16 protein-coding genes are annotated in these 21,971 nt (G+C 62.1%); 2 read left to right on the top strand and 14 right to left on the bottom strand.

The features are described 5' to 3' along the window. Positions 1–48: 48 nt before the first annotated feature. From VHD36_15480 to coxB, 9 genes are all read right to left on the bottom strand, one after another. Positions 49–570, bottom strand: coding sequence for a hypothetical protein (locus VHD36_15480; protein HVU88722.1), 522 nt, complete (start codon positions 568–570; stop codon positions 49–51). Next, on the bottom strand, positions 567–2,888 hold the full coding sequence (locus VHD36_15475) for a cytochrome c oxidase assembly protein (protein ID HVU88721.1): 2,322 nt from the start codon (positions 2,886–2,888) through the stop codon (positions 567–569). Before VHD36_15475 ends, VHD36_15480 begins: the two co-directional genes overlap by 4 nt. Continuing rightward, positions 2,885–4,429, bottom strand: coding sequence for a cytochrome b N-terminal domain-containing protein (locus VHD36_15470; protein ID HVU88720.1), 1,545 nt, complete (start codon positions 4,427–4,429; stop codon positions 2,885–2,887). The genes VHD36_15475 and VHD36_15470 overlap by 4 nt, the downstream gene beginning before the upstream one ends. Then, complete coding sequence (locus VHD36_15465) at positions 4,426–5,049, bottom strand: Rieske 2Fe-2S domain-containing protein (GenBank protein ID HVU88719.1); 624 nt, start codon at positions 5,047–5,049, stop codon at positions 4,426–4,428. The genes VHD36_15470 and VHD36_15465 overlap by 4 nt, the downstream gene beginning before the upstream one ends. Continuing rightward, on the bottom strand, positions 5,046–5,837 hold the full coding sequence (locus VHD36_15460; GenBank protein ID HVU88718.1) for a c-type cytochrome: 792 nt from the start codon (positions 5,835–5,837) through the stop codon (positions 5,046–5,048). Before VHD36_15460 ends, VHD36_15465 begins: the two co-directional genes overlap by 4 nt. Positions 5,838–5,839: 2 nt before the next feature. Beyond that, positions 5,840–7,123 carry a hypothetical protein gene (locus tag VHD36_15455; GenBank protein ID HVU88717.1) on the bottom strand — a complete coding sequence of 428 codons (1,284 nt, stop codon included), beginning with the start codon at positions 7,121–7,123 and terminating at the stop codon, positions 5,840–5,842. A gap of 10 nt (positions 7,124–7,133) precedes the next feature. Beyond that, positions 7,134–7,748, bottom strand: a complete 615-nt coding sequence (locus tag VHD36_15450) for a cytochrome c oxidase subunit 3 (protein HVU88716.1) — start codon at positions 7,746–7,748, stop codon at positions 7,134–7,136. Positions 7,749–7,752: 4 nt separating this feature from the next. After that, a complete protein-coding gene (ctaD, locus tag VHD36_15445) occupies positions 7,753–9,351 on the bottom strand; it encodes a cytochrome c oxidase subunit I (protein ID HVU88715.1) in 1,599 nt (532 codons plus the stop codon). Positions 9,352–9,429: 78 nt separating this feature from the next. Beyond that, positions 9,430–10,446, bottom strand: coding sequence for a cytochrome c oxidase subunit II (gene coxB / locus VHD36_15440; GenBank protein ID HVU88714.1), 1,017 nt, complete (start codon positions 10,444–10,446; stop codon positions 9,430–9,432). A gap of 330 nt (positions 10,447–10,776) precedes the next feature. On the opposite strand from coxB, the gene VHD36_15435 reads away from it, so the two are divergent. After that, positions 10,777–11,553 carry an NAD(P)H-binding protein gene (locus VHD36_15435; GenBank protein HVU88713.1) on the top strand — a complete coding sequence of 259 codons (777 nt, stop codon included), beginning with the start codon at positions 10,777–10,779 and terminating at the stop codon, positions 11,551–11,553. Between the two features lie 39 nt (positions 11,554–11,592). Here VHD36_15435 and VHD36_15430 read toward each other — a convergent pair whose 3' ends face one another. The 4 genes from VHD36_15430 to VHD36_15415 form a co-directional block, all read right to left on the bottom strand. Beyond that, positions 11,593–12,387, bottom strand: a complete 795-nt coding sequence (locus VHD36_15430; GenBank protein HVU88712.1) for a hypothetical protein — start codon at positions 12,385–12,387, stop codon at positions 11,593–11,595. 39 nt (positions 12,388–12,426) lie between these two features. Next, entirely contained in the window at positions 12,427–13,110 is a 684-nt protein-coding gene (locus VHD36_15425) for a putative 2OG-Fe(II) oxygenase (protein ID HVU88711.1), read from the bottom strand. Between the two features lie 131 nt (positions 13,111–13,241). Then, positions 13,242–14,000: an SDR family oxidoreductase gene (locus tag VHD36_15420; protein HVU88710.1), complete on the bottom strand. Its 759-nt coding sequence runs from the start codon at positions 13,998–14,000 to the stop codon at positions 13,242–13,244. Between the two features lie 78 nt (positions 14,001–14,078). Continuing rightward, positions 14,079–15,524, bottom strand: a complete 1,446-nt coding sequence (locus tag VHD36_15415; protein ID HVU88709.1) for a DUF1501 domain-containing protein — start codon at positions 15,522–15,524, stop codon at positions 14,079–14,081. 554 nt (positions 15,525–16,078) lie between these two features. On the opposite strand from VHD36_15415, the gene VHD36_15410 reads away from it, so the two are divergent. Next, positions 16,079–17,386 (top strand): polysaccharide biosynthesis/export family protein, encoded by a 1,308-nt coding sequence (locus VHD36_15410; protein HVU88708.1) that lies wholly within the window; start codon positions 16,079–16,081, stop codon positions 17,384–17,386. Positions 17,387–17,507: 121 nt separating this feature from the next. Here the strand turns inward: VHD36_15410 and VHD36_15405 are convergent, their stop codons facing one another. Next, a complete protein-coding gene (locus tag VHD36_15405; GenBank protein ID HVU88707.1) occupies positions 17,508–21,572 on the bottom strand; it encodes a DUF6797 domain-containing protein in 4,065 nt (1,354 codons plus the stop codon). Between the last annotated feature and the right edge of the window lie 399 nt (positions 21,573–21,971).

Below are 21,971 nucleotides of genomic sequence, written 5' to 3'. Positions count from 1 at the left end.
GAGACCGCAGCGGCAGCCGCTGGGGAGCTGAACGGCGCGGCCACCTTGTCAACCCCTGCTTCGCCGCGACCGATAGACGAGGCCTTGATGCGCGGCGAATAGCGCGATTGCCATCAGCGGCCAACCCGTCCAGAGCCAGAGGTCGGAAAAGCGTGGCAAGGCCGCGGCCGCGTCCACGTCGGCGTCGACCGTAAGCCGCTGACCGTCGACGGTCACGAGGGTCGATAGTTCCCAGCGCCCCGGCCGTGGCAAATTGAATAACGCTGCGCGGAAAAGCTTGTTGGTCGCGGCTTCGCTCGTCGCCAGTGCCTGCAAGGGCCGCTGGTTTGCGTCGCTCGACCTTAGGACAACTTCGACCGTTGCGTCTGCTACCACCCGTCCGGTGTCGTGCTCTTGAACCAGCACGCTGATATCGATCGGTCCTGCCCGAAGCGGCGTCGGCGACGCAAGCACCGTGATCCGGTAATCCTCGCGATCGGCAGCGATCAGCACAGTACCACCATCGGCGCGGGCAGACCTGGCATACAGGGCCGCCAGAAGCAGGATCGTTATTTCGAAACAATGTTTCATGGATTCAGCCTTGCCATCGTACTGGCGGCGCTCGGGAGCATGCCTCGCATTTCCATGGGCTGAAGAACGATCCATACGCCGGCACCGAACAGTGCCAGGCAGAGCAGCGCCCAGGGAATGAACTCTCGAAGCAACAATCGCGCGCGGTCCCTGACCGCGATGCGATAGGCGATGTACAGCGAGGCGAGCAGCCCGACGTCGAGAGCCAGAATCTCGGCGCGGGGGATCCAATCGGCGACGGCGACGCAACACGACAAGGCCCAACGCGGTCGTCCGAATCCTGCCAGGCCCAGGTCGGCGAGGAATCGCTGCGTGGTCGGCACGATGCTGCCGTAGCTAGTCGCAAGGTGGAATCCGTAATGGGCCAGCCACATCGCGAATCCCAGCGGCAAGAGCGCGTAACCGTAGCGGCACAAGGTCTCGCGCCATTTGCTCACCGAGCGAGCGCTTAGGGCCACGACGATACCGGTCAAGGTCGTCGGCAGCACGACGAACAGCAGCAAAAAACTGAGCGTTGCCAACGTCAAGTGGTCGAGGCCGATCGATTGCACGACCCGATCCTGCCAGGCAAGCACCGGGGCGACCATACCGGCCGCATTGGCGAATGCCGCGAAGACAATCACGGCGACCAGCACGGCATGATCGGTGCGAATATTCGCATTCGACCACGATTGCCATAACGCCGCGCGGCTGGCGCGAAGCACGCCGACGTTCTCGTGTGGGCAGGCGTGTATGCAGTCGATGCAAAACGTGCAATCCATGTTGCCCTGCTTGCGCGGCTGGAAGAGCCCCAGTTCGCAACCCGGGCTCGTCTGGCTACCGCGAATGCATTCCTTCGTCGTGCAGGTGGCGCAGACTTGAGGATTGCGAATACTTACTCCCAGCGGCGAGCACAGTGAGAGGACGAAATTGAACTGGCCGATCGGACAGACATACTTGCAGAACGACCCGCCGCGATAGAGCGAGTCTACGACCAGAGCGATCACGAAATATCCCAGCACGAGCCAGGCGGTCAACCAGGGATTGTTCCACAGCGAATACGCCTCGTAAGCCCAGAAGAACGCCAGCATCAGCGCGATCGAGAGGCCCTTATTTTGCAGAAACTGCGGCCAGGCGCGCCCCTCGGGCAGAACTCGGCCAAGCAATCGTCGCGGCAGCGTGAAAGGGCAACACGTGCAGACGAAGTTACCTCCCACGAGCAATACCAATACCACAACTCCCCGCCAATGAATCCAGGGAAGCACTCCGGCCAGATTCATCGGCCCCGGCGCCGCGGAGAAAAAACCATCTCCCATCACCAGTAGTGCCAGCGCCAAAAGTGGCAGTTGCAGCGCGACTCGTGCATGTCGCCAAGCGAGAAATCGTCCGACCAGCGGTACGCGCAGCAGGTCGAATCCTCGCTGCTGGGCCGCAAGCGCGCTAGCTGACCATGGCGGCTGATCAAGCACGGGCAACTGCATCAACTGCGACGATCGGCGGTTCGTCACCGTCGCCGCGGCGGGTCGCGGCCCGTACATCAATCGCGCAGCGATCACGAACAGCGGCAGCAAAAACGCCACCGAGCCGGGCACCCACATGAATACGCCCGCGGCAAGCTGATCATCGAGAGCCGAGATCCCGCCAATGCGCGGACCGTTTGCGTAATGGGGATACAAGGGGCGCGACGAAAACGTAAAGAGCGCGGAAAGAATCGTGTTCTGCACGTCGGCCAAGAGGAGCGCTGGCAATACCAACCAGGCGGACCACCGGGGTCGGCTGGGAAACGGACGCACGATGCCGTACCAGAACAAGAGCGCGGCCGTTAGAAAGCACATATGTTCCACGTAATGCCACGCCGTTGACCGCAGTGCCAATTCGTAGATAACAGGAACGTGCCAGCCCCAGGTCGCCACGACATAAATCGCAAGCGCCGTGACAGGGTGCGTGAGACGAGCGCCCAACTCGCGCAGAAATCGCGACCGCAATGACGGTATCACCCAGTAGATGCGCACCGGCGCTGGCAACCCACGCAAAAAAGGGAACAAGGGCGCGCTCAGCCAAAAAAGCGGCGCCGCGACCATCATCAGTAACAGATGCTGGAGCATATGCACCTCCAGCAGCAAGGCCGAGAATGGCTCGATCGGTGAGCCGAGCGCCAAGAATACGCTCATCATCGCGGCCAAGAAAGCCATGAGCCGGGCAAGCGGCCAGCGGGCCGGGTCCCGCCCGTGCCAATAGACAAAGCCGCGCGCGTAGATAGCGATGCTCAACGCCACAAAAGCCCACAGCCACGGATGCCAGGGCCAGGAGCGAACGAAGGCATCCAACGTCTCGTTCATGGTGAACGACCGTCATCAGCAAGAGCACTGTGCGGCGAGCGGCCGGCAACGGAAGCTTGTTTTGTCGAGGCGTCCGATTGAGGCACGGCGGGATCATCCGCGGCCGGTTCATTTTCGGGGCGCCTCGCGACCAGAAACGCCACGAGCGCCGTCATCTCGGCCGGGCGCATTTGCTGGCCATAGGCCGGCATGTTCCCGCCGCCGGGCGTGCCGTTGCTGATTTGATCGATCAGCTGATCGCGCGTGAGCCGCACGCCGACGAACGTCAGGTCGGGACCACGCTTCCCGCCCACCCCTTCCAGCGCGTGACAGTTACGACAGTTCTTGTTCTGAAACATGACGGCGCCCTGCAGTTGGAGCGGGCTGCTGCCTTCGATCATGCTCTGAGGCACGGGTGCGCCGCTCCAGGCTGTCATATCGGGCGACCAGGGAGCCGTGGCTCCTTCGTACGTTAATGTTGCCAACACGGAGTAAATGACGACGACGGCGAGGACGGCCACTGGCCGCCGGCTGGGCGCGCGCTCGCCACGATTGCTCAAAAAAGGAACCAAGAACAGCAGTCCGATCAGGATCACCGGAAAGACCAGAATGATGAACGTCTCGGTTTCCGGCGGGCTCAACGACAGAAGAGCAAAGAGCCACAGAAAGGGCCACTCGGGGCGCGGATTGGCGCCGCCGATCGCGGGATCGGGGACACCGCTGGGCCCTTTCGGACCGAGCATCGCCGCGAGCGCCACGACGACGATGACCGCCAGCGAGGAAAAGAATATGTCTTTCAGCAGCGCATCGCCGAAAAAGGGAACGCCGTCACGTTTGAGCTGGTCATGATAGGCGGCGTCGTAAGTGCGCGGATCAACGATCTCGCCAGGGACCGGCGGCGCGCTGACGCCGCACTTGAGCACCAGCCATAAATGCACGGCAAGCGCCATCAGCAAGGCGCCCGGGATGACGAACACATGAAGCGTGAAGAAGCGGCTGAGCGAGTCGCCGCCGATGATCGCGCCGCCGAGCACCATTTGCACGACGCGCGGCCCCATCACAGGGACACGGCCCGCCATCGATCCGGCTACCGCGAGGCCCCAGTAGGCGTCAGGGTCCCAGCGAAGCACCTGGCCGGTGAAGAACATGCCCAACGTGCACAACAGCAGCACCACGCCCAGTATCCAGGTCAACTCACGTGGGTACTTGTACGCTCCGTGCAGAAACACCTGCGTCATGTGGGCGAGCACGAGCACCACCATGCCCGACCCCGCGTAGTAGTGCAGCGCGCGGAGGAACCAGCCGGCCGGTTGCTCGTAATCGAGATAAAGCAGGCTCTCATACGCCTTGTCGGCCGCCGGTACGTAGACGAGCGCCAGGCCGATTCCGGTCACGATTTGCAGCATCAGAAGCGTCATCGACGCGCTGCCAAAGACATACCACCAGCCCATCGGCCCCGCGGCGCCGCGGGGGATGGGATGCCGCATCATGGGCCAGATCGTCTCGGTGAAGCCGAGCCGACTGTCGAGCCATGTACCTAGGGCCGCGAAGATACGTCTCATGACAGTTGCTCATCAGCGTCGTGCAAAGTGGCGTCGTGCGAACTGGCGTCGTGTGAATCGCAGGCGAGTGCACGCGAATCGCGCGCGCGATCAAGCGTGTCTTGCAACGTGGGATAATGCGGAGCCTGGATCTCGAGCCGCTCGTCTTCGATGCGCCACACGCAATGAAAGAGCCCGCGTGGCGGCGGTCCCGAGGCCCGGGCGCCGTTGGCGTAGTAAACGCCGCCGTGACAGGGGCACATGAACAACCCCGACTGTGGAAACCAGGAGACGGGGCAACCAAGATGCGCACAATTCGCGGCCAGGATCAGAAAACGCGGCTTCCCCTGGCCATCAACGCCTTCATTGCGAACAAAGACGCCCGTGTGCGCGACGATGCCGTCCCACGGCTGACGCAGCGGATTGTCGAACGTGACCTGCCGGGTTTCTCCTTCACGAAAATCCTTCGCCAACCCTAGCGGTACCCAAATCGTCTCTTTCGGCTTTTCCGAAAAGAAGTATTGCAGAATCGGAATACCGGCCGCGGCGGCCGCAATGCCTCCGGTAAGGAACGTCAGCAGGCGAAAGAACGGTCGCCGCACCGGCTCTGCAGTAACCCCGGGCTGGTCAGAAGGCGTCATTGTTTTGCTCCGTGCCGTGCTTCGCCGACCAGCGGCCCGTGACCAGCTTGTGCAGGACTTGCCGCGCGCCATTCGGCCAAAAGCGCCACGATCGCCGACACTTGTCGCGAGGTGAGCGGCTTGAAATCCCCATCACGACCGTCATCGCCGGCGAACGTCGGCATGCCAAGATCGGGTCGACCGGTAATCACGATCCGCCGCAAGGCCTGATCGCTGATGAGCGCCAAGAACGATGCGTCGTCGAGTGGACCGGCGCTACCTCCTTGGCCATTCTCGCCGTGACAACCAGCGCAGGCATCGGCGAAGAGCTGTGCGCCGAGCGCCGTCTCTTCGCCGATCGTCATTTCGTTACCGACGAGATACGCCGGCGCATTCTTGGCTTCGCTTTTCGCGCCTTCCAGCCAATGCGACTTCAGGCCATTTGCCAGAGCCTGCACCTGCTCGTCGGTGAGCGTGCCGCCATACTCCGTGCTGAACGCGGGCATGGGGGTGCCCTCCCGTCCGCGGCGGATGACCTCGTGCAGAGTTTCATCGGGAACGATCTCGAGAAACAGTTGATCGTTGAGCGGCGGCGCCGCGCCAAAACTTCCCTCCGCGCCGTGACAGCCGGCGCAGTTCACGCGATACAAAGTGTCAAAATCGACGACCGCGTTTGCAGGAACGGGGCGATCGTCGGGATTCGGCCGGCCGCGCAAGTCGCAGCCCGCTGCGAACGACCCGAGGACGACGAGCGCACAGACGCAGCGAGATGTCGCGTCGACTCTGGTTGTTGCTCGTACGCGAATCACGGTTAGCCCTGCACAAATTCTGAGAGCGAGTCAGGACCGGCGCCGGCCGGCGGAACGACAATCATTTCGGAGCGGACGACCACGATCGCGGCGGTCACACCGAAGACGAATTGCGAAACGATGAACCACGGCCAGTCCACGCGCTCCTGCAAGACCGGATTGACCACGCCCATCAGGCCGTGGCTGGCGGCGGTCCACAACAGGGGCAACACGAGACCTCCCCAGGCCAGGGGCGCGGGAATCGGCCGTGCTTTCGGCAAGAACAAGGAATAGATGACGCCAAATGCGGTACATATCACGGCGTGGATCACCAAGGAGGAGGCAAACCACTCGGAGTTGAATTGCATCAACTCCTCGGGCGAAGCCGCGTCGACGCCGCGAATCGTCATGCCGGCCAAGAGGTTCACCGGATACCAGAACCCCCGTCCGGTAAGCAGGCTCCACGCGATGGCGGGCAATGCCATGGTCGCCCCGCCCAACAGCCCTCCCAGAATTCCGGACAGCACTCGCCCCGATCGCGCCGAGCGCATGACGACCACCGCCGTTACGACGCCAAATACGAACTGCGACGCGATGAACCATGGCCAATCGACGCCATCTCGCAGCGCCGGATTCACCGCGCCCATCAGCACGTAACTCACCGCGGTCCATAAGGCCGGCATCAAGAGAGCGCCCCAGGCGATCGGTTCTGGAACGTTCGGGAGCGTCGGCATCAGTACGCCGTACAGAAGACCAAAGACCAGCGACATCACGGCATGAACCACGATGGAAATCACCAGCAGCCCCGGCCGGAACTCTTCCAGTTGGGCGACGCTGTACACTTCAATCCCCGGCATGGCGATGCCGGCCAGCAGGTTGATCGGATACCAAATGCCGTGCCCGCTGAAAAGTCCATAGGCCAGCGCCGGTATCGGCATGACGAGGCCTGCCACGATGCCCCCTTTCACGCCGGCGGAAATCGGGTGGACTTTCTCAGGCATGCGCAGGCGATAGCCGGGTTTTCCGGCCACCAGTTTTTCGACGCGCTGCGAGGGCCTGGGGGCCACGGCCGGCGCAGCGATCCCGGCAACGACCTCGTGTACGTGACCACGGCCCGGTAGCAATTGCTGGACCCACATTCCCAGCCCCGCGATCAGCATCGCGGCGCCCGCGATCAGCATGAACCAACCCATCGCAAGTCCCGCACCGCAGAGCGCGAGCCCCAGCGACACCACGATCGGCGCGGCCGTCGGGCGCGGCATTTCGATGGTCGTTTCATCAGGCTCGTGCCGCTGCGAATCTGCCATCGAGGCGCCCCTAGACTCCGGATCGACTAATCAGGTAGACCACCGTGAAAACGACGATCCATACCACATCGACAAAGTGCCAATACCAAGAGGTCAGTTCGACGGGCATGCGGTCGTGCCCATCGCGCTTGTGGGTCTGGTGAAACAGCAGCACGCCGATCATCGCGAGCACGCCGATCGTCACGTGCATGGCATGAAAACCAACCAGCGTGTAATACGTCGAGCCAAACAGATTACGGCTGATGGTTAAATGATGCCTTTCGATCAGTTCGCGCCATTCATAGGCCGTACCCAGGAGAAAGACGATTCCCAGCACGATCGTCAGTGACCACCAGAACGCAAATACTCTTGTCCCCACCTTCTTGCCGGCCAGGTGGACCGTCACGCTGCTCGACAACAGGCAAATCGTCGTGGCGACCACTAAGGGGAGCGACAGGGCCTCGGCCGGAGTCGGGCCGATGCGATCCTGGCCCATAAACGTCAGGTAGGTGACGATCAGCGTGCTGAAGAGCGCCACCTCGGACAGCAGGAAGGCGAGCATCCCCCACTGGCCGGGGCTCAGTTGAGGACTGGCGTCATGGCCATTGCGGGTCGTCGCATGTATGGTGGTCGCCGTGACGTTCACGTGTTCAGCTCTCGTTTTCGTATTGCCAGTCGGGATCTTCCGGATGCTTCAGATCCCACAGCGGTCGACGACTCTTGACCTCGGGAACGACTTCGAAGTTGTACGACGGCGGCGGCGAAGTGGTTCCCCATTCAAGAGTCCACGCGTCCCAGGGATCGTTTCCGGCAAGCTTTCCGTACTTCAGCGACGCAAACAGGTTGATAACAAGGATCAAGAAGCTCGGTGCTTGCACGAGCGCTCCGATCGTCGACACCTGGTTCCAAACATCCCAAGCGCGATCGGCTTCGTACGTGAAGATCCGCCGCGGCATCCCCAGCATCCCGGCGATGTGCATCGGCCCGAACGTCAGGATAAACCCGGTGTACAAGAGCCAGAATTGCCAGCGGGCCAACGTCTCGTTGAGCATGCGGCCCGTGACTTTGGGATACCAATAATGCACACCCGCGAAGGTGCCGAAGATCGTGCCGCCGATCAGCACCCAGTGGAAGTGGCCGACCACGAAGTAGCTGTCCGAGAGTTGAAAGTCGAAGGGGGCCAGGGCCAGCATGATGCCCGTCAATCCGCCGATGAGAAACATCGACAAAAAGCCGCAGGCAAAGAGCATGGGCGAGGCGAGTGAAATCCGCCCACCGTACATGGTGGCCAGCCAGTTGAAAAACTTGATGCCGGTCGGAATCGAGATCAATAGGCTCGCGATAGCGAAGTACATGTCGAGCGTACGGCTCATGCCGACCGTGAACATGTGATGCGCCCAGACGCCCATGCTGATAAAGGCGATGGCCATTATGGCCGCGGCCATGAACTCGAAGCCAAACAGCACCTTGCGCGAGAAGACCGGTATGATCTCGGACACCATGCCAAACACGGGCAGAATGAGGATGTACACCTCGGGGTGCCCGAAGAACCAGAACATGTGTTGCCATAAAAGGGCAGAGCCACCAGTCTGCGGATCGAAGAAGTGCGCCCCCAACCTTCGATCGAGCAGCACCATGACCAGGCCGGCGGTCAGCGGTGGGATCGCCAGCAGGATCTGCACCGAGGTCCACAGCATGGTCCAGGGAAAGAACGGTATCTTGCGCAGCTCCATGCCCGGCGCGCGCATCGCCAGGATCGTGGCGATGAAGTTGACGCCGGCAGCCAAGGTGCCGGTGCCACTAACGATCAATCCGAGAGCCCACAGGTCGGTCGCTGAGCTGCGGGCAAAGGTACGCTCGGTCAACGGCGCATAGGCAAACCAACCCAAAGCCGGCGCCCCGCCGGTGGCAAAGCTGAAATACACCAAGAGGCCACCAAACAGTGTGACCCAAAAGCCGAAGGCATTGAGGCGCGGAAACGCCATATCGCGCGCGCCAATCATGAGCGGCACCAGGTAATTGCCCATCCCGATCAGAATCGGCATCCCCATGAAAAACACCATCGTGGTGCCGTGCATGGTGAACATCTGGTTGAAGAAATCGGGGCCGACGACGTCGTTGCGCGGATAAAAGAGCTGCCAGCGCATCACCAGCGCTTCGCAACCGCCGATCACGAGGAACACGACGGCCATCAACACGTACATGATGCCGATCCGCTTGTGATCGACCGTGACGACCCATTCGTGCAAAATGGCCGTCCAGTGCGGTCGCGTAAGCGGCGTCGCTGGCGGGACGGCGGATGGGTGTTCTGCAAGGGCCATAGCTGCCTAGCGCAAGGAAAGCAGATAGTCGACGATCAAATCTCGCTCACGGTCGGAAAGACCAAAGGCCGGCATCAAACAGCCTTCTTTGACGTTCTGTGGATCAGCGATCCACCGGCGCAAATTCTCTTCGTTGTTTTCGATCAGGCCGGAAGCCAAGGTGGTGCGGCTCATCAAATGCGTCAGGTCGGGCGCGTACGTGCCGTCGGCCGGCGTGCCGCGCACACGATGACAGTTCACGCACGATTGGCCAAGGAAAGCCAGGCGACCTTCTTCGACCGATGAATCACTGACCGCCGGACGCTTCTGCTCTTCCAGCCAACGCTCGAAATCGGCCGGCTCGTCGACGAATACGCGCAACAGCATGCCCCCGTGCTGTGTTCCGCAATACTCGGCGCACTGGCCTACGAAAAGCCCCAGCTCGTCGGTCTGAAACCACATCGAATTCTCGCGACCCGGTATCAGGTCGGTCTTACCGGCCAGCCGGGGGACCCAGAAGCTGTGACAGACGTCGGCCGACTTGAGCGTCAGATAGACGCGCCGCGGCGTCCGCACGTCACTGGCCGGAACGTGCAATTCGTTGGCGGTTACGAAACCGATCGACTGCCCGTTGTAGTTTTGATACTGATATTCCCACCACCACTGCCGCCCGACGACCGTGACAAACAGGGTGTTGTCGTCCAGTTTTGGCTCGGGGACGGGCATCTCGACCTCCCACAGCGTACGCGTGGTCACCAGCACGAGCGTAAAGACGACAAGCGCCGGCGCCACCGTCCAGGCAATCTCGATCGACTTGCTACCGTACACCTGCGCGGGCTCGGTCCCCTCTTTGGCGCTCTTTTGCTTGCGAAACTGGACCAGGCAGTAGAGCAGCACCCCTTCCACGACGAAGAATATGCCCAGGGTAATCGCGAGGACGAGAATCGAAAGAGCGCGAATCGACTCGGCAGGGGGCGACGCAGGCGCGAAGATTGACGCAGCGCCTGTGGCCGTTTCGGCAAGTAGAAAGAATTGAGTGCTCATCCGTATCAGGGCGACCGTGCCTGACGCACCGGGGCGACCGTGCCTGACCGTGATGATATCGTTCCGTCTGTCATCGCAAAAGATGTCATTTCCCGTGCGGGTTTCCGATGACGGCTGGTGCGCCTCTGCACGAGGCGGACGACTACCTCCTTGAAGAACTCAGGTATCGAGTTGACGGACGAGAACCGGCTCGATGCGCACGATGCCCGGTCTCGATGTTCCAACGTCGCCACAACTCTTAGAATTGGATTAGAATGCCGTTCCTGGGTCGATGGTACGATGTGAAAACCAATCAGCAGCCACCAAGACGGCGCAATCGGAGGCCTTGTCATGAAGATCGTAGTCGTCGGCGGCAGCGGCTTGATCGGAAAGAAACTCGTCGAGAAGCTTCGCGAACGGGGCCATGAGGCTCTGCCGGCATCACCTTCGTCGGGAGTTAACGCAGTCACGGGGCAAGGTTTGAGCGCGGCGCTCGCCGGCGCCCAGGTCGTGGTCGACGTGGCGAATTCTCCCACGTTCGACGAAAAGCCGGCCATGGAGTTCTTCGAGGCATCGGGACGCAACCTTCAGCGAGAAGAGGCCGCTGCCGGCGTGCGACATCACGTCGCCCTGTCGGTCGTCGGCACCGAGCGCCTGTTAGAGATGGGTTACTTTCGCGCGAAGTTGGCGCAAGAAAACTTGATCAAGGCGGGACACATCCCCTACACGATCGTTCGCGCGACGCAGTTCTTCGAGTTCGTCGGAGGGATCGCGCAGTCAGGCACGGACGGCCAGACCGTCCGCTTGCCCCCGGTCCTCATGCAGCCGATGGCGGCCGACGACGTCGCCGCGGCGCTCGCGGTTGTCGCGACCGCGGAACCGCAAAACGACATGATCGAAGTGGCGGGACCCGAGCCCATCCGCATGACCCAGCTCGTCGAGCAGTTTTTAAAAGCCAGTGGTGATCCGCGCAAGGTGGTTGCCGATCCGACGGCCTGGTACTTCGGCACACCGGTCAACGATCAAAGCCTTGTGCCGGGAAAAGAGCCGCGCCTGGGAACAACACGCTTTGCGGATTGGCTCAGCCGCAACGTCTCGCCAGGGAAAGCAAGCGCAGGCGGCGTTTGATGTGCATGATCAGCGGACGCATGCAAAAATCGGTTCCCTTCACTTCGCAAACACGATCTGCCGCGCGGCGCGATCAATGCCGATCAATCCCTGACTCACTGGATCGACGGCGAAACCTTGGCCCGTGAACGGCGCGGCCACGGTGCGAACGTGGTTGAGAACTCGCTGGCCTTGATCAGGAATCTCGAGAACGAAGATTTCGCGCTCGTCATGCCCGGTGATCAATAATTGGCCGTCGCGCCAGATGCCGCATGACGCGCTGTTCTTGCCGAAGGCTTTGACGACCTCCGCAGGATAGGTCCAGCGCGCGACTTCGCGCCAATCCTCAAGTCGTGCAAGGTAGGTCTTGCGATTTTCCTCGCCGTAAAAGGCAAAGTTGCACCACCAGGCCCCTTTTTCGAACACCGCCCACGTCAGGCTGCCGTCGCTCGCGCCAAAGTCCTTGAACGTTTCCAGCACCATCGTCTTGGGGTCGAGAATCTTGATGTCGCTGCGATCGGGCTTCTGCGGGAAATTCGAGTGGGCGCAGTACATCTTGCCGCCGAGAAAAAACCCCGTGTTCAAGTGCGTCGCTTCGCCCGTGCTGCGTGCCACGAGTTGCTGCCTCTCGCGGTCGTACTTGGCGACGACTTTGTTGGCGATGGCGTAGACGAACCGCTCGTCGGCCGCGGCCGCCTGGGTCGCCTCGGGTGCGGCGAACCGATGAGATTCGAGGTAATCGTCCCCGCATGCCGTGCGTGTAGCGACAAAAAGGGCGAGCCACGCTGCCGCGACCGCCCGCCGCGTGCGGCGACCACCGTCCAAGGATTGCTTGCCCCGCGTGCGGTAAATCATAGAACTCCTCCGGTCGCATGAAGTCTTTTCTTGGTCGTGTCAGATTAGATCGGCGTAAGGAAAGTCAGGAGCGGCCGACGGATCGAGTTCCTGCGGCTGATCATCACCCGGCGCGCGCTTCTTCAAGCGATGCGGAAGCGCCATGACAGGCGCCGTGGGCGATAGGCCGCAGACGGCGTTGAGCGCGATCGAAATTCGATCCTCAGTAGCATCCTTCAGCGGCAGCACTTTGTGGCGCAGCCACGAGGGGAACATGATGAACAAGCCGGTTTTCGGCGCGATGGTCACAGGCGCCGACGGGGTATACACGTCTTTCGAATCATAAAAGACCAGATTCCCTTCCGTCCCCCGCAGAGACGGCACCTGCGGATAGTAAACCGCACTCCAATGAAAGGGCAGGTGATTGTGGCCGGGATCCTGTTCATGGTCGCTGCGGCGGACGATGTTCGCCCAGCCGTACACCTGCAGCACGTAATCTTCGCCGCGCGTCACGGCGCTGATGATTTGCACGAACGCCCTGCGCAGCGCCACGATTGCCGGATGCTCGATGGCCAGCAAGTTTCCCTGGGTTTGCTCGCTTTGCACGCGCGGGCCCGTTATGTTGCAGCCCGCCTCGTGCAAGGCGTAGACAATCTTTACCAACTGCTCGTTGTTCACGTCTGTCAGCGTGGTCGTTACCAGCCGTGTCGGAAAAATGTCTCCGATGTGAACTTCTGTGGGCATGATCGGCTCCTCGTCGTCGACACAGCGGAAGGCATTCCGCAAAGCTCGGGACAGCTTCGCATAGTCCTGTTAAGAATCGATGAGGAGGCCTGCCGATTTTGCGGCGCCGTGAGCGCGCCGGCGAACCTGCCTCAGCCGCGACCGACCAGCGGCATTTTCGTGGCCATGACGGTGACGAATTGCACATTGGCCTCGAGCGGCAGATTGGCCATGTGCAGAACCATGTTCGCCACGTGGTTCACGTCCATCGTCGGCTCGACTTTGATCGTGCCGTCGGCCTGCGGCACTCCCTGCGTCATGCGCATAGCCATTTCGGTCAAGGCATTGCCGATGTCGATCTGCCCGCAGGCAATGTTGTACTTGCGGCCGTCCAGCGAGGTCGATTTCGTCAGTCCGGTGATGGCGTGCTTGGTGGCCGTGTAGGGGGCGGAATTCGGGCGCGGGGCGTGGGCTGAGACCGATCCATTGTTGATGATCCGGCCGCCGATCGGGTCCTGCTCCTTCATTATCCGGAAGGCTTCTTGCGTACACAGGAATGGCCCAGTGAGGTTCGTAGCCACGACCGTTTGCCACTGGTGGGCGGTGAGGTCCTCGAGTGGCACCGGCGGAGCGCTGATCCCGGCGTTGTTGAAGAGCACGTCGAGCCGGCCAAACTTCTGCCTGGTCGCGGCGAACAACGCGCGCACCGAGTCCGGATGGGTAACGTCCGTGACGATCGGCAGCGCCCGCTCACCGGCGGCTGATTCCTGGGCCGTGGCCACCAGCGGCGCATCCCTGCGCCCGGCCAGGACCACGCAATAACCATCGCGCAGTAGCGCCAGCGCGCTGGCCTTGCCGATGCCGCTTCCGGCCCCCGTGACGATGGCCACTCGAGATTGCTGCGCGCTCATCCGCGGTCCTCCAGAAACCGGCTTGCCCATCCTCAGAAAAGATCACCACATCGCGCGTGCTGGGCGGTGACGATCGCGCTACGAGAAAAGCGCGCGGATCGGCTGGCCGTCGGCAATCTTCCAGGGGCGGCCGGTCAGGTCATGGATTTCGGACGTCGGATCGATCCCGAAGCGCCAGAAGATCGTGGCCGCCAGGTCGGCCGGTGTGACAGGATCACGCGCGGGCAGTGCCCCGCTGCGATCGCTCGCCCCGTAGACCGCTCCGCCATGGACGCCGCCGCCGGCCAACAGCACCGAGTAGCAATCGGGCCAGTGGTCGCGACCTCCGTCTTTATTGATCTTCGGTGTACGACCAAATTCTCCCATCGCCACCACGAGCGTCGTATCGAGCAGCCCGCGGGCGTCGAGGTCTTCGATCAACGCCGACAGCGATTGATCGGCCAGCGGCAAAAGATGCGACTTGTGCTGCGCGAAGTTGTGGAAATGGGCGTCCCAATTCTGCCCTTGCTGGCGGAAATCGAAAACATTGACAAACGGCACACCCGCCTCGACCAGGCGGCGCGCCAAGAGCAGGTTCTGCCCGCGCATCTGTTGGCCGAAACCGAGTTCCGCGCCGTTGCCACCGCCGCCCCCCGAGCCAACGGTCGCCGGCTTCGGACCATAACCGTATCGATCGCGCAAGGATGATGACTCTTGCGACAAATCGAGCGCCTGCCGCAACGATTCCGATTCCAGCAGTTGATAAGCCTTCTCACTTGTCGACTGCCACCGCCGCACCGGTGGCGCGGTCGCGCTGGTAAGGGATGGTTCCTGCAACGCGGCTAGCAACTGCCGCCGGTCAACGATCGATTGCGTCGACTGCCCGGCCGGCAGCGACAGCGCGCCAGCGCTATAGATTCTTTTGTCCGGATCGACCGTGATCTGCAGCGGATTGTAAGTCGAACCGAGAAATCCGCCTCCCTGGCACGGAACGTCCACGACATTGTGAAAGACAAACGGCAACGCCGCGTGTGGCACCTCGAACGTTATATCGCGCCGCACGTAACTCAAGGACGCACCGTAGCAGGGAAACACCTGCGGGATCGGCGCGAACTCTTCGCGATCGCCCGTCGGCGGCTGGCGGCCGGTCAAGGCTTCGGTCGAGGCCGAATCGTGCAGGCGATTCTGATGGTGCATGCTGCGCACCAGGGCCACCTTGTGCATGACGCGCGACATGCGCGGCAGATGCTCGCACACGAAGATACCCGGCGCCGAGGTCGCGATGGGCTGGAACTCGCCGCGAATTTCCGTCGGGCCATCCGGCTTCATATCGTACGTATCGATATGGCTGGGACCGCCGTAGTAGAAGACGATAATGCACGCCTTCAAAGGCGGCAGGCTGCTGGGTTCCGCGGGTCGCGCGAAGGAACGGGCGTGCAAAAGGCTGGTCAGGCCCAGCCCCATCCCTCCGACCCCCAGCTTGAGCAAGCTGCGTCGCGAGAGCCCTTGGTCAATGCTGTGGAGCCGATGCCGTAGCTGCGTCATGCCGCGATCACCTGGTACGGGTTTCAGGCCCCGATTTATGGAGTGGTACACATTATCGATTCTCGTGGCTTCTCAGGGAAGCGCCTAGCGTCCAGCACAGTCCAACAGAGCCGATTCCCATTGTAATCCGCGGCGCTAAGTTCCGACACCGCTTGGAATTCGGCGCTCGAGATGGTCGCGAATGCGGTAGTCGGATGCACAGCGACTGGATCACGTCGAACCAGATTTTCGAGAGGCCGCGCCGCAACCCGCTCGGCGTCCGCCGCGCCGCTGACGAATGTGCTTGCTAGCGGCATCTGCTCGCACGTGCCGTGTGACTTTGCCGGTAAGGCAAACTATCCGGAACCCCTCTGGGAAACTATGCCGGATCTATGGGGACTTCTCATGGGTGATTCGAGGATCGACGATTCCTACTCTTGGCGTTTCGCGGTGCGCAACGGCGCTGCTGCGCTAAACGTGCAGGCAGGCCCCCTTGCAGTCCCGATGATTCAAAGACCGAAATGATGCTTCAATTGCGACGCTCTAGAGAATCATCACGTAGGCGAGCAGGCGCCATGGCGTTTGCGGCGCTTGTGATCGCTGTGCAATTCGGGCACATCGCGACGACGCTCGGCCAGCAGCCCACGCCCGCCGGGGTGCCGAACAACGCAGAGACGATTTCGCCGGACTTGCTGGGCACGCCCTCGCCGCGGCCGCTGCCGAATGGTCCGCCGGCCGACGCTCTGACAGGGCCGGTCTACGAGGGCAACTCGCGAGCCGAGTTCGCGAATTTGCCGGTCGGGCCGGGCGTGGTCGAAGGGATGTGTCCCATGCCCTCGCCGTGGCGCTGCGGCGTGTACTGCGGAACGAACGAAGGCGCGTGCAGCGCCCAGACATGGGACAATTCCCGCCCCATCCCTTGGCAAGTTTTCGCTCAGGGCGAGTACATCGGGCCGGCGCGTATGCGTCACGTGCCCGAATACCGTTTGCGAGTCGCGGATCGGCTGGGCCTGGTCTTTCGCTTGACGACCATCCCTAGCCCCGACGCTTATCAGCTGACGGTCGGGGACGAGGTGACGGTCGAGTCGCTGACCAGCGACGACGTGCAGCGATCGGTGATCATTCAGCCCGACGGGACGATCACCTTGCGGTTGTTGGGGCAGGTGAAGGTGGCGAACCGGTCGGTCGAGGAAGTACGCAAGGACCTCGACGAGCGCTACAAGAAGTACATCCAAGATCCGTCTATCACCGTCACGCCGATCAAGCTCAACACGCGTCTGCAAGAGTTGCGGGCCACGGTCGACGCCCGGCAGGGTATCGGCGGTCAGCAGCGCGAGGCCCGCGTCACGCCGGACGGCACGATCCAATTGCCTGGCCTGGGCTCGATTCCGACGCAAGGTCTGACCTTGAACGAATTGAAGCGCGAGATCGACGTACGGTACACGCAGCTAGTGCAAGGGCTGGAAGTCACGCCGATCCTCATTGAGCGTGCCCCGCGCTACGTGTTCGTCGTTGGCGAAGTGAGGCAACCGGGGCGCTACGAGTTGACCGGCCCGACGACCTTGATGCAATCGATCGCCTTGGCGGGCGGTTGGAACGTGGGCGGCAACGTGAACCACATCGTGGTCTTCCGCCGCGACGAGTGCTGGAACTTGATGGCCACGCAACTGACGGTGTGCAAAGCCCTGTTCGGCCACGCGCCCTGCCCCGCGGACGAAATCTGGCTGCGCGATTCGGACGTGGTGGTGGTGCCGAAGCGGGCGATCCTGGTCGTGGACGACGCGATCAGCCTGATTTTCACCCGCGGCTTGTACGGCGTGGTTCCCTTCAACTTCACGCTGTTCCAGGGCCTGAGCACCGGCGCCGTGGGCCCCGGCAACTAACGGCTCGCTCGCGGCTCACACCCGCGACGCCATGTCACGTATTTTCGACGCATGCTTATTCGCCTAAGGCGAATAAGCATGGCACAGGCTTGCCCTCACGGCACTCATCGCGCGGCGCGACTCACTCGACGATCAACTGCCCGTTCATGACCATCCAGTGCCCCGGGAACGAGCAGAGATATGGGTAGCGCCCCGGCGAGTCCGGCGCCCGGAAACTGATCGAGAACTTGCCTCCCGCCGGCACGATGTCGGTGTAGACGAGGACATCGTCGGTGCGCGGCACGTAATGCCGCGCGACGGCCTCCGGATCGGCCACCATCCGATTCACCATCTCGCCGACACGCACAAGCGCCCCAGGCTTTAGCAGCACCCAGTTGTGGGGCACCACGTCGGGATTGACGAAAGTCAGCTGAATCGGTTCAGCCGCGCGCACTGTGAACGACCGCGTGGCGAAGCTGAGGTTCTTGCCGGCCTCGACCGTTATATCGCGCGCACCGGCAATGTGCGCTCGCCACGGATTGGGCGGTGGCGGGTTCTTCAGCAGTTCCAGATCCGCCAACAGCGGATGCGGTGCGATCGTCTTCGCGACCGGTTGATAACCGGGCAAGTCGGTAAACGGTCTATCGAGTGCGTGTACCGTGACGAACATCTCGGTCCGCTCGTTCTCATCGACCTGCAACCGCAAGTGCAATTGATTCACCGGTTGTAACCCAGGCATCTCGAGGAAGACCGTCTTCTCGTCGGGAAGCACATGTGCCGCGGTGACGGCCAGCCGATCGTGCCCCACGAGTCCGAAGTGCGACGGAGCATATTCTTCGGATCCGTAGGCGCTGCTGTAGCGATAGTTCCAAACCTGGGCAAATTGCCGCGCCGCATCACCAGCCATGCGTGCATCGACGGGCTCGGCGAAAGAAACGCGCACACCATTTTCATGCACGTGGAACGCGATGGGCAATTGAGTTCGCTTACCCGTGTAGCGCACGCGTTCGAACGAACCATCTTCCGCGGTATACGTCCCCCAGCCAGCCATGCCGGTCACATAGAGTTGACCATCATGTGGTGAGAAACGCGCCCGATGTGGGCCCGAGGCAAAGTCGCCCGGCATAGGCACTACCGCGCCTTGTGCCTGGCCGCCGACTTGATCGCGCAAGACGAGAAAATAAGTGCCCGCTCCATAGGAGAGGTGTACGATCTGGCCCGCGGCGGGCCCCCACTTCGTGCTCTCGGCAAACGTCTGCCCGCCGCTCGAGTTGTCCAATCCGCGCGGCAAGAACACTAGCGGCAATTCGGGTGGCCGATCGCCCATCGGGCCACGGTAGCCGTAATGCGGCGTCGTGGTTGCGGGCGTCGGGACGATCTTTTCTTGCGCCGTCGCCGCCACGTGCGGCACCAGATTGATCATCGAGGTCGGCGTCCATTCTCCTTCGGAACTGGGCACCGTGACCGAACCGTCGGGCAACAGCCCTAACCCATCGGGGTTGCGAAAGCCGGTCGCTATGACGTCCGCCCGCGCGCCGTCGGGCGCGATGCGCAACAATCCCTGGTTGCCCGAGACCGTGAAGAAGTTTCCGGCCGGGTCACGCTCTAATCCGCAGATGAAATCATGGCCAGCGGTCGACGTCTCGAACGCCTGACTGAAACACTCGTAGAAATCGGCTTCGTCGTCGTGGTTCAGATCGTGGAGGCGCGTGACCTGGTTTCGTCCCAGGACGTAAATCGCATCGCCGCTGACAACGAGCCCCTGGGGATGATGCAGCCCGGCGGCAAAGCGCTTCCAGCGCACGTGCGCCAGTTCGCGGTCGAGCCCCGTAACGTGCCAAACTTCCCCGTGCATCGTGCAGACCATGGCCGAGCCGTCGGGAAGAAAATCATGGCCGCCGAAAAACATCAGCGATCGCCAAGGGTTGTCGACAGGCGCCGTGATCGTATCGATCGTGTAAGCCGCATCGTCGCCGCCCAAGCTGCCGTGCGTTTCCAAAACCTGCGGCCATTGTGCCGGGCCGCCTTTCAGAAGCTCGCGTAGCGGATGCTCATCGGCCGGCGCGACGAGCCGCGAGAACTTTCCATCCTCGATGCGCGGAGCGTCGAGGTACATTCGGCCGTCGATCTCATAGGCAAAGACGACCTGCGATCCGTTCCGATAATAGCCGCGATAATGTCGCGTGCCGGCCGGCAGTTGCTCGACCGCGAACTCCACCGAGCGGCCGTCGATCGCCAGCGCATCGACAAAGCCGTGCCGCACGGGCGAGAACTTCACGAAGCCGCCTTGCCAGACGGCTTCATACTCGAGCGTGTCGGCATTGAAGCAGGCGGCCATGTCGCCACGACGCCCCAGATTCGCCTCGCCGAGTTTTGCGTCGCCGAGTTTCACACACACGCCACGGGCCACGGTTTTTGGCCCGCACTGCACAATGCCGCACAGCACGCTGCCAGAATCCATTTGATTCCAGCGATCATCGCGCCAGGTTTCCTCGTTTTGATTCCCCCAGTGGCCAAGTTCGCCGCCGTCGAGCCCCGGGTAAGCCGGCAGCACGGCCACCGAGCGGTCGCGAAAGTAATCTGCCTCCTTGGCGTAGAAATCGTAAAGCCGCTGCCGATTTACGCGGTGTCCGGCGTAGCGCCAGCGCGCGGGCTGAAGCGGCGCAAAGTCGTAGGTGAATTTGCCGGGGAGGTGCGCCATGGCCGAGATACCCTCGTTCCCTTCAGCCGGATCGCGTAGCTCCATAAGAAACCGCACTACGTCGCGCCGCTCTCTCTCGGTCATGGCGGCGCTCAAACCCTCAGGCATGAGCGTGCCGACCACGGCGCGTTCGGCGATTTCGCTTGCGGGAATTGTTTTCACTTCGCCCGTCGCCGTGTCGCGAATCGTCACCGCGCCCGCGCTCTCTTTTACGATATAGCCCTGATGCAGCGAACCGCTGTCGGTGATGATCGACGAAGCCACGAACTCGGGCTTTACCTTGCGCTTGGGCCACAACAGCGATTCGGCAATATCTTCGGGGCAAGCCGTACTGCCGATCTTGCTCAATTCCGGCCCGACTGCGCCTCCTTGTTCGCCCACGCGATGACACGACAGGCAGGCAAACTTGGCCGAAGCGAAGACGAGGGCCCCGTTCCTCGCGTCACCCGATTTATGCGCGGCGGTCACAAGTTCGGTGAGCTGTGCTCGCTCGGCGGTTGCTTGTTCGTTGGGCGTTTGGTTGCTCGATTGGTCTTTCTGTGGCTCGGGCTTTGCTCCGCTCGTCCTGGGCGCCGGCGCGTCCGGATACGTCTCCATCTTGGGACGCGGTCGGGCGGGCTCACCGTTAAGTTGTCGGACCAGCCAGTCGAGTCCGGCCAGGTTGTCCGCCAGCCGTGCCCGGGCGTCGAGATCGGTGTGATTCAGAATGCCGATAGGCCCCTGGTAGCCGCTGTCGCGAATCGTGCGCAACAGTTGCATATCCAACTCGCCAGTGCCAATTGGCAGAATCTTTTCGCCTCGCTCGTCGCCATGCGCCGTCATGCCGTTGAGATTCAGCGCATACAGCCACGGCTTGATCTTTTGCAACAAAGCGGGGAAGCGATCGAGGTGCGTGTGGCCGTGGTGCAAGTTGTACACCAGGCCGATATTGTCGAGCTGCGGTTGCCCGTCCGTCGACGAGGTCAACTCCTTTAGAATCTCGATCTGGTTTTCCGGCTCGCCGAACCAGCCGCCGTGGTTGTATAAACCGACCTGGCAGCCAAGTTGCTTCGCCTCGACGGCCAGCGGCCGGATCGCCGTGGCCGCCGCGCGCACTCGCTCGGCCTGAGGCAACTGCGGATCGGGATCGGAAACAAGCACCCAGAATTGCAACTTCAACTGGTGACGGCGAACGACGTCGAGAATCTTGCGGTTCGTCTCGTTGAGCGTCGTTGGCGCCATCCACCAGGCGACGATCCGTACGTCGTGCCGGCGCATGGCCGCGATTTCTTCGTCCCATTGCGGGATATGCTCGTCGCGCCAATCGTAGGCCAACTGGTGCAAACCCAGGTCGGCGAGCATCTTGGCCCGCTCTTCCGGGCCGCGACGTGCGGCATCGAAGGGCACGATGCACCAGGCGATCAGATTCTCGCGAGCAAAAATATCACGTGCCGTCGCCGGAACACTGCCGCTTAGCGCGATCGCCAAAGACAGGGTGATCCATCCCAAACGAACCAAGAACTTCATGCGGCCTCTTCAAGCGGTCAAGTCATTCGGCATCAGCTGCCGGCGGCCCGTCGCCGCCGCGCTACAGTAAGTGCCGATTGTCGACCGCGACCGCGCCGACTGCAACTCAGGCGAGGGCCGGCGATTGCCCCTGGGCCACGGACCTCCCCTCTTGCGAATGCCCCGTCAGGGAGGTTAGTAATTGAAGCCTGACGTATCCCGCCCTCGCCACCCCCATAGCCGAAGAAAACACCATGCGCCACTTGCGATTACTCACACTATTGGTTCTTGCCTGTTCGCTGGCCTCGATCGCCCGTGCCGAACTGAAAGTCGGCGTCGGCCGCTCGATCATCACGCCCGACCCCTTGCTGCCGGTCTCGGGCGGCGTCGGTCCCGGCCGCCCGGCCAAAGCCAAGCAAG

Source organism: Pirellulales bacterium, from assembly GCA_035546535.1.
Taxonomy (GTDB): Bacteria; Planctomycetota; Planctomycetia; order Pirellulales; family JACPPG01; genus JACPPG01.
Note: the sequence above shows the minus strand (reverse complement) of the source record. Positions and strands in the feature narration are given on the sequence as shown.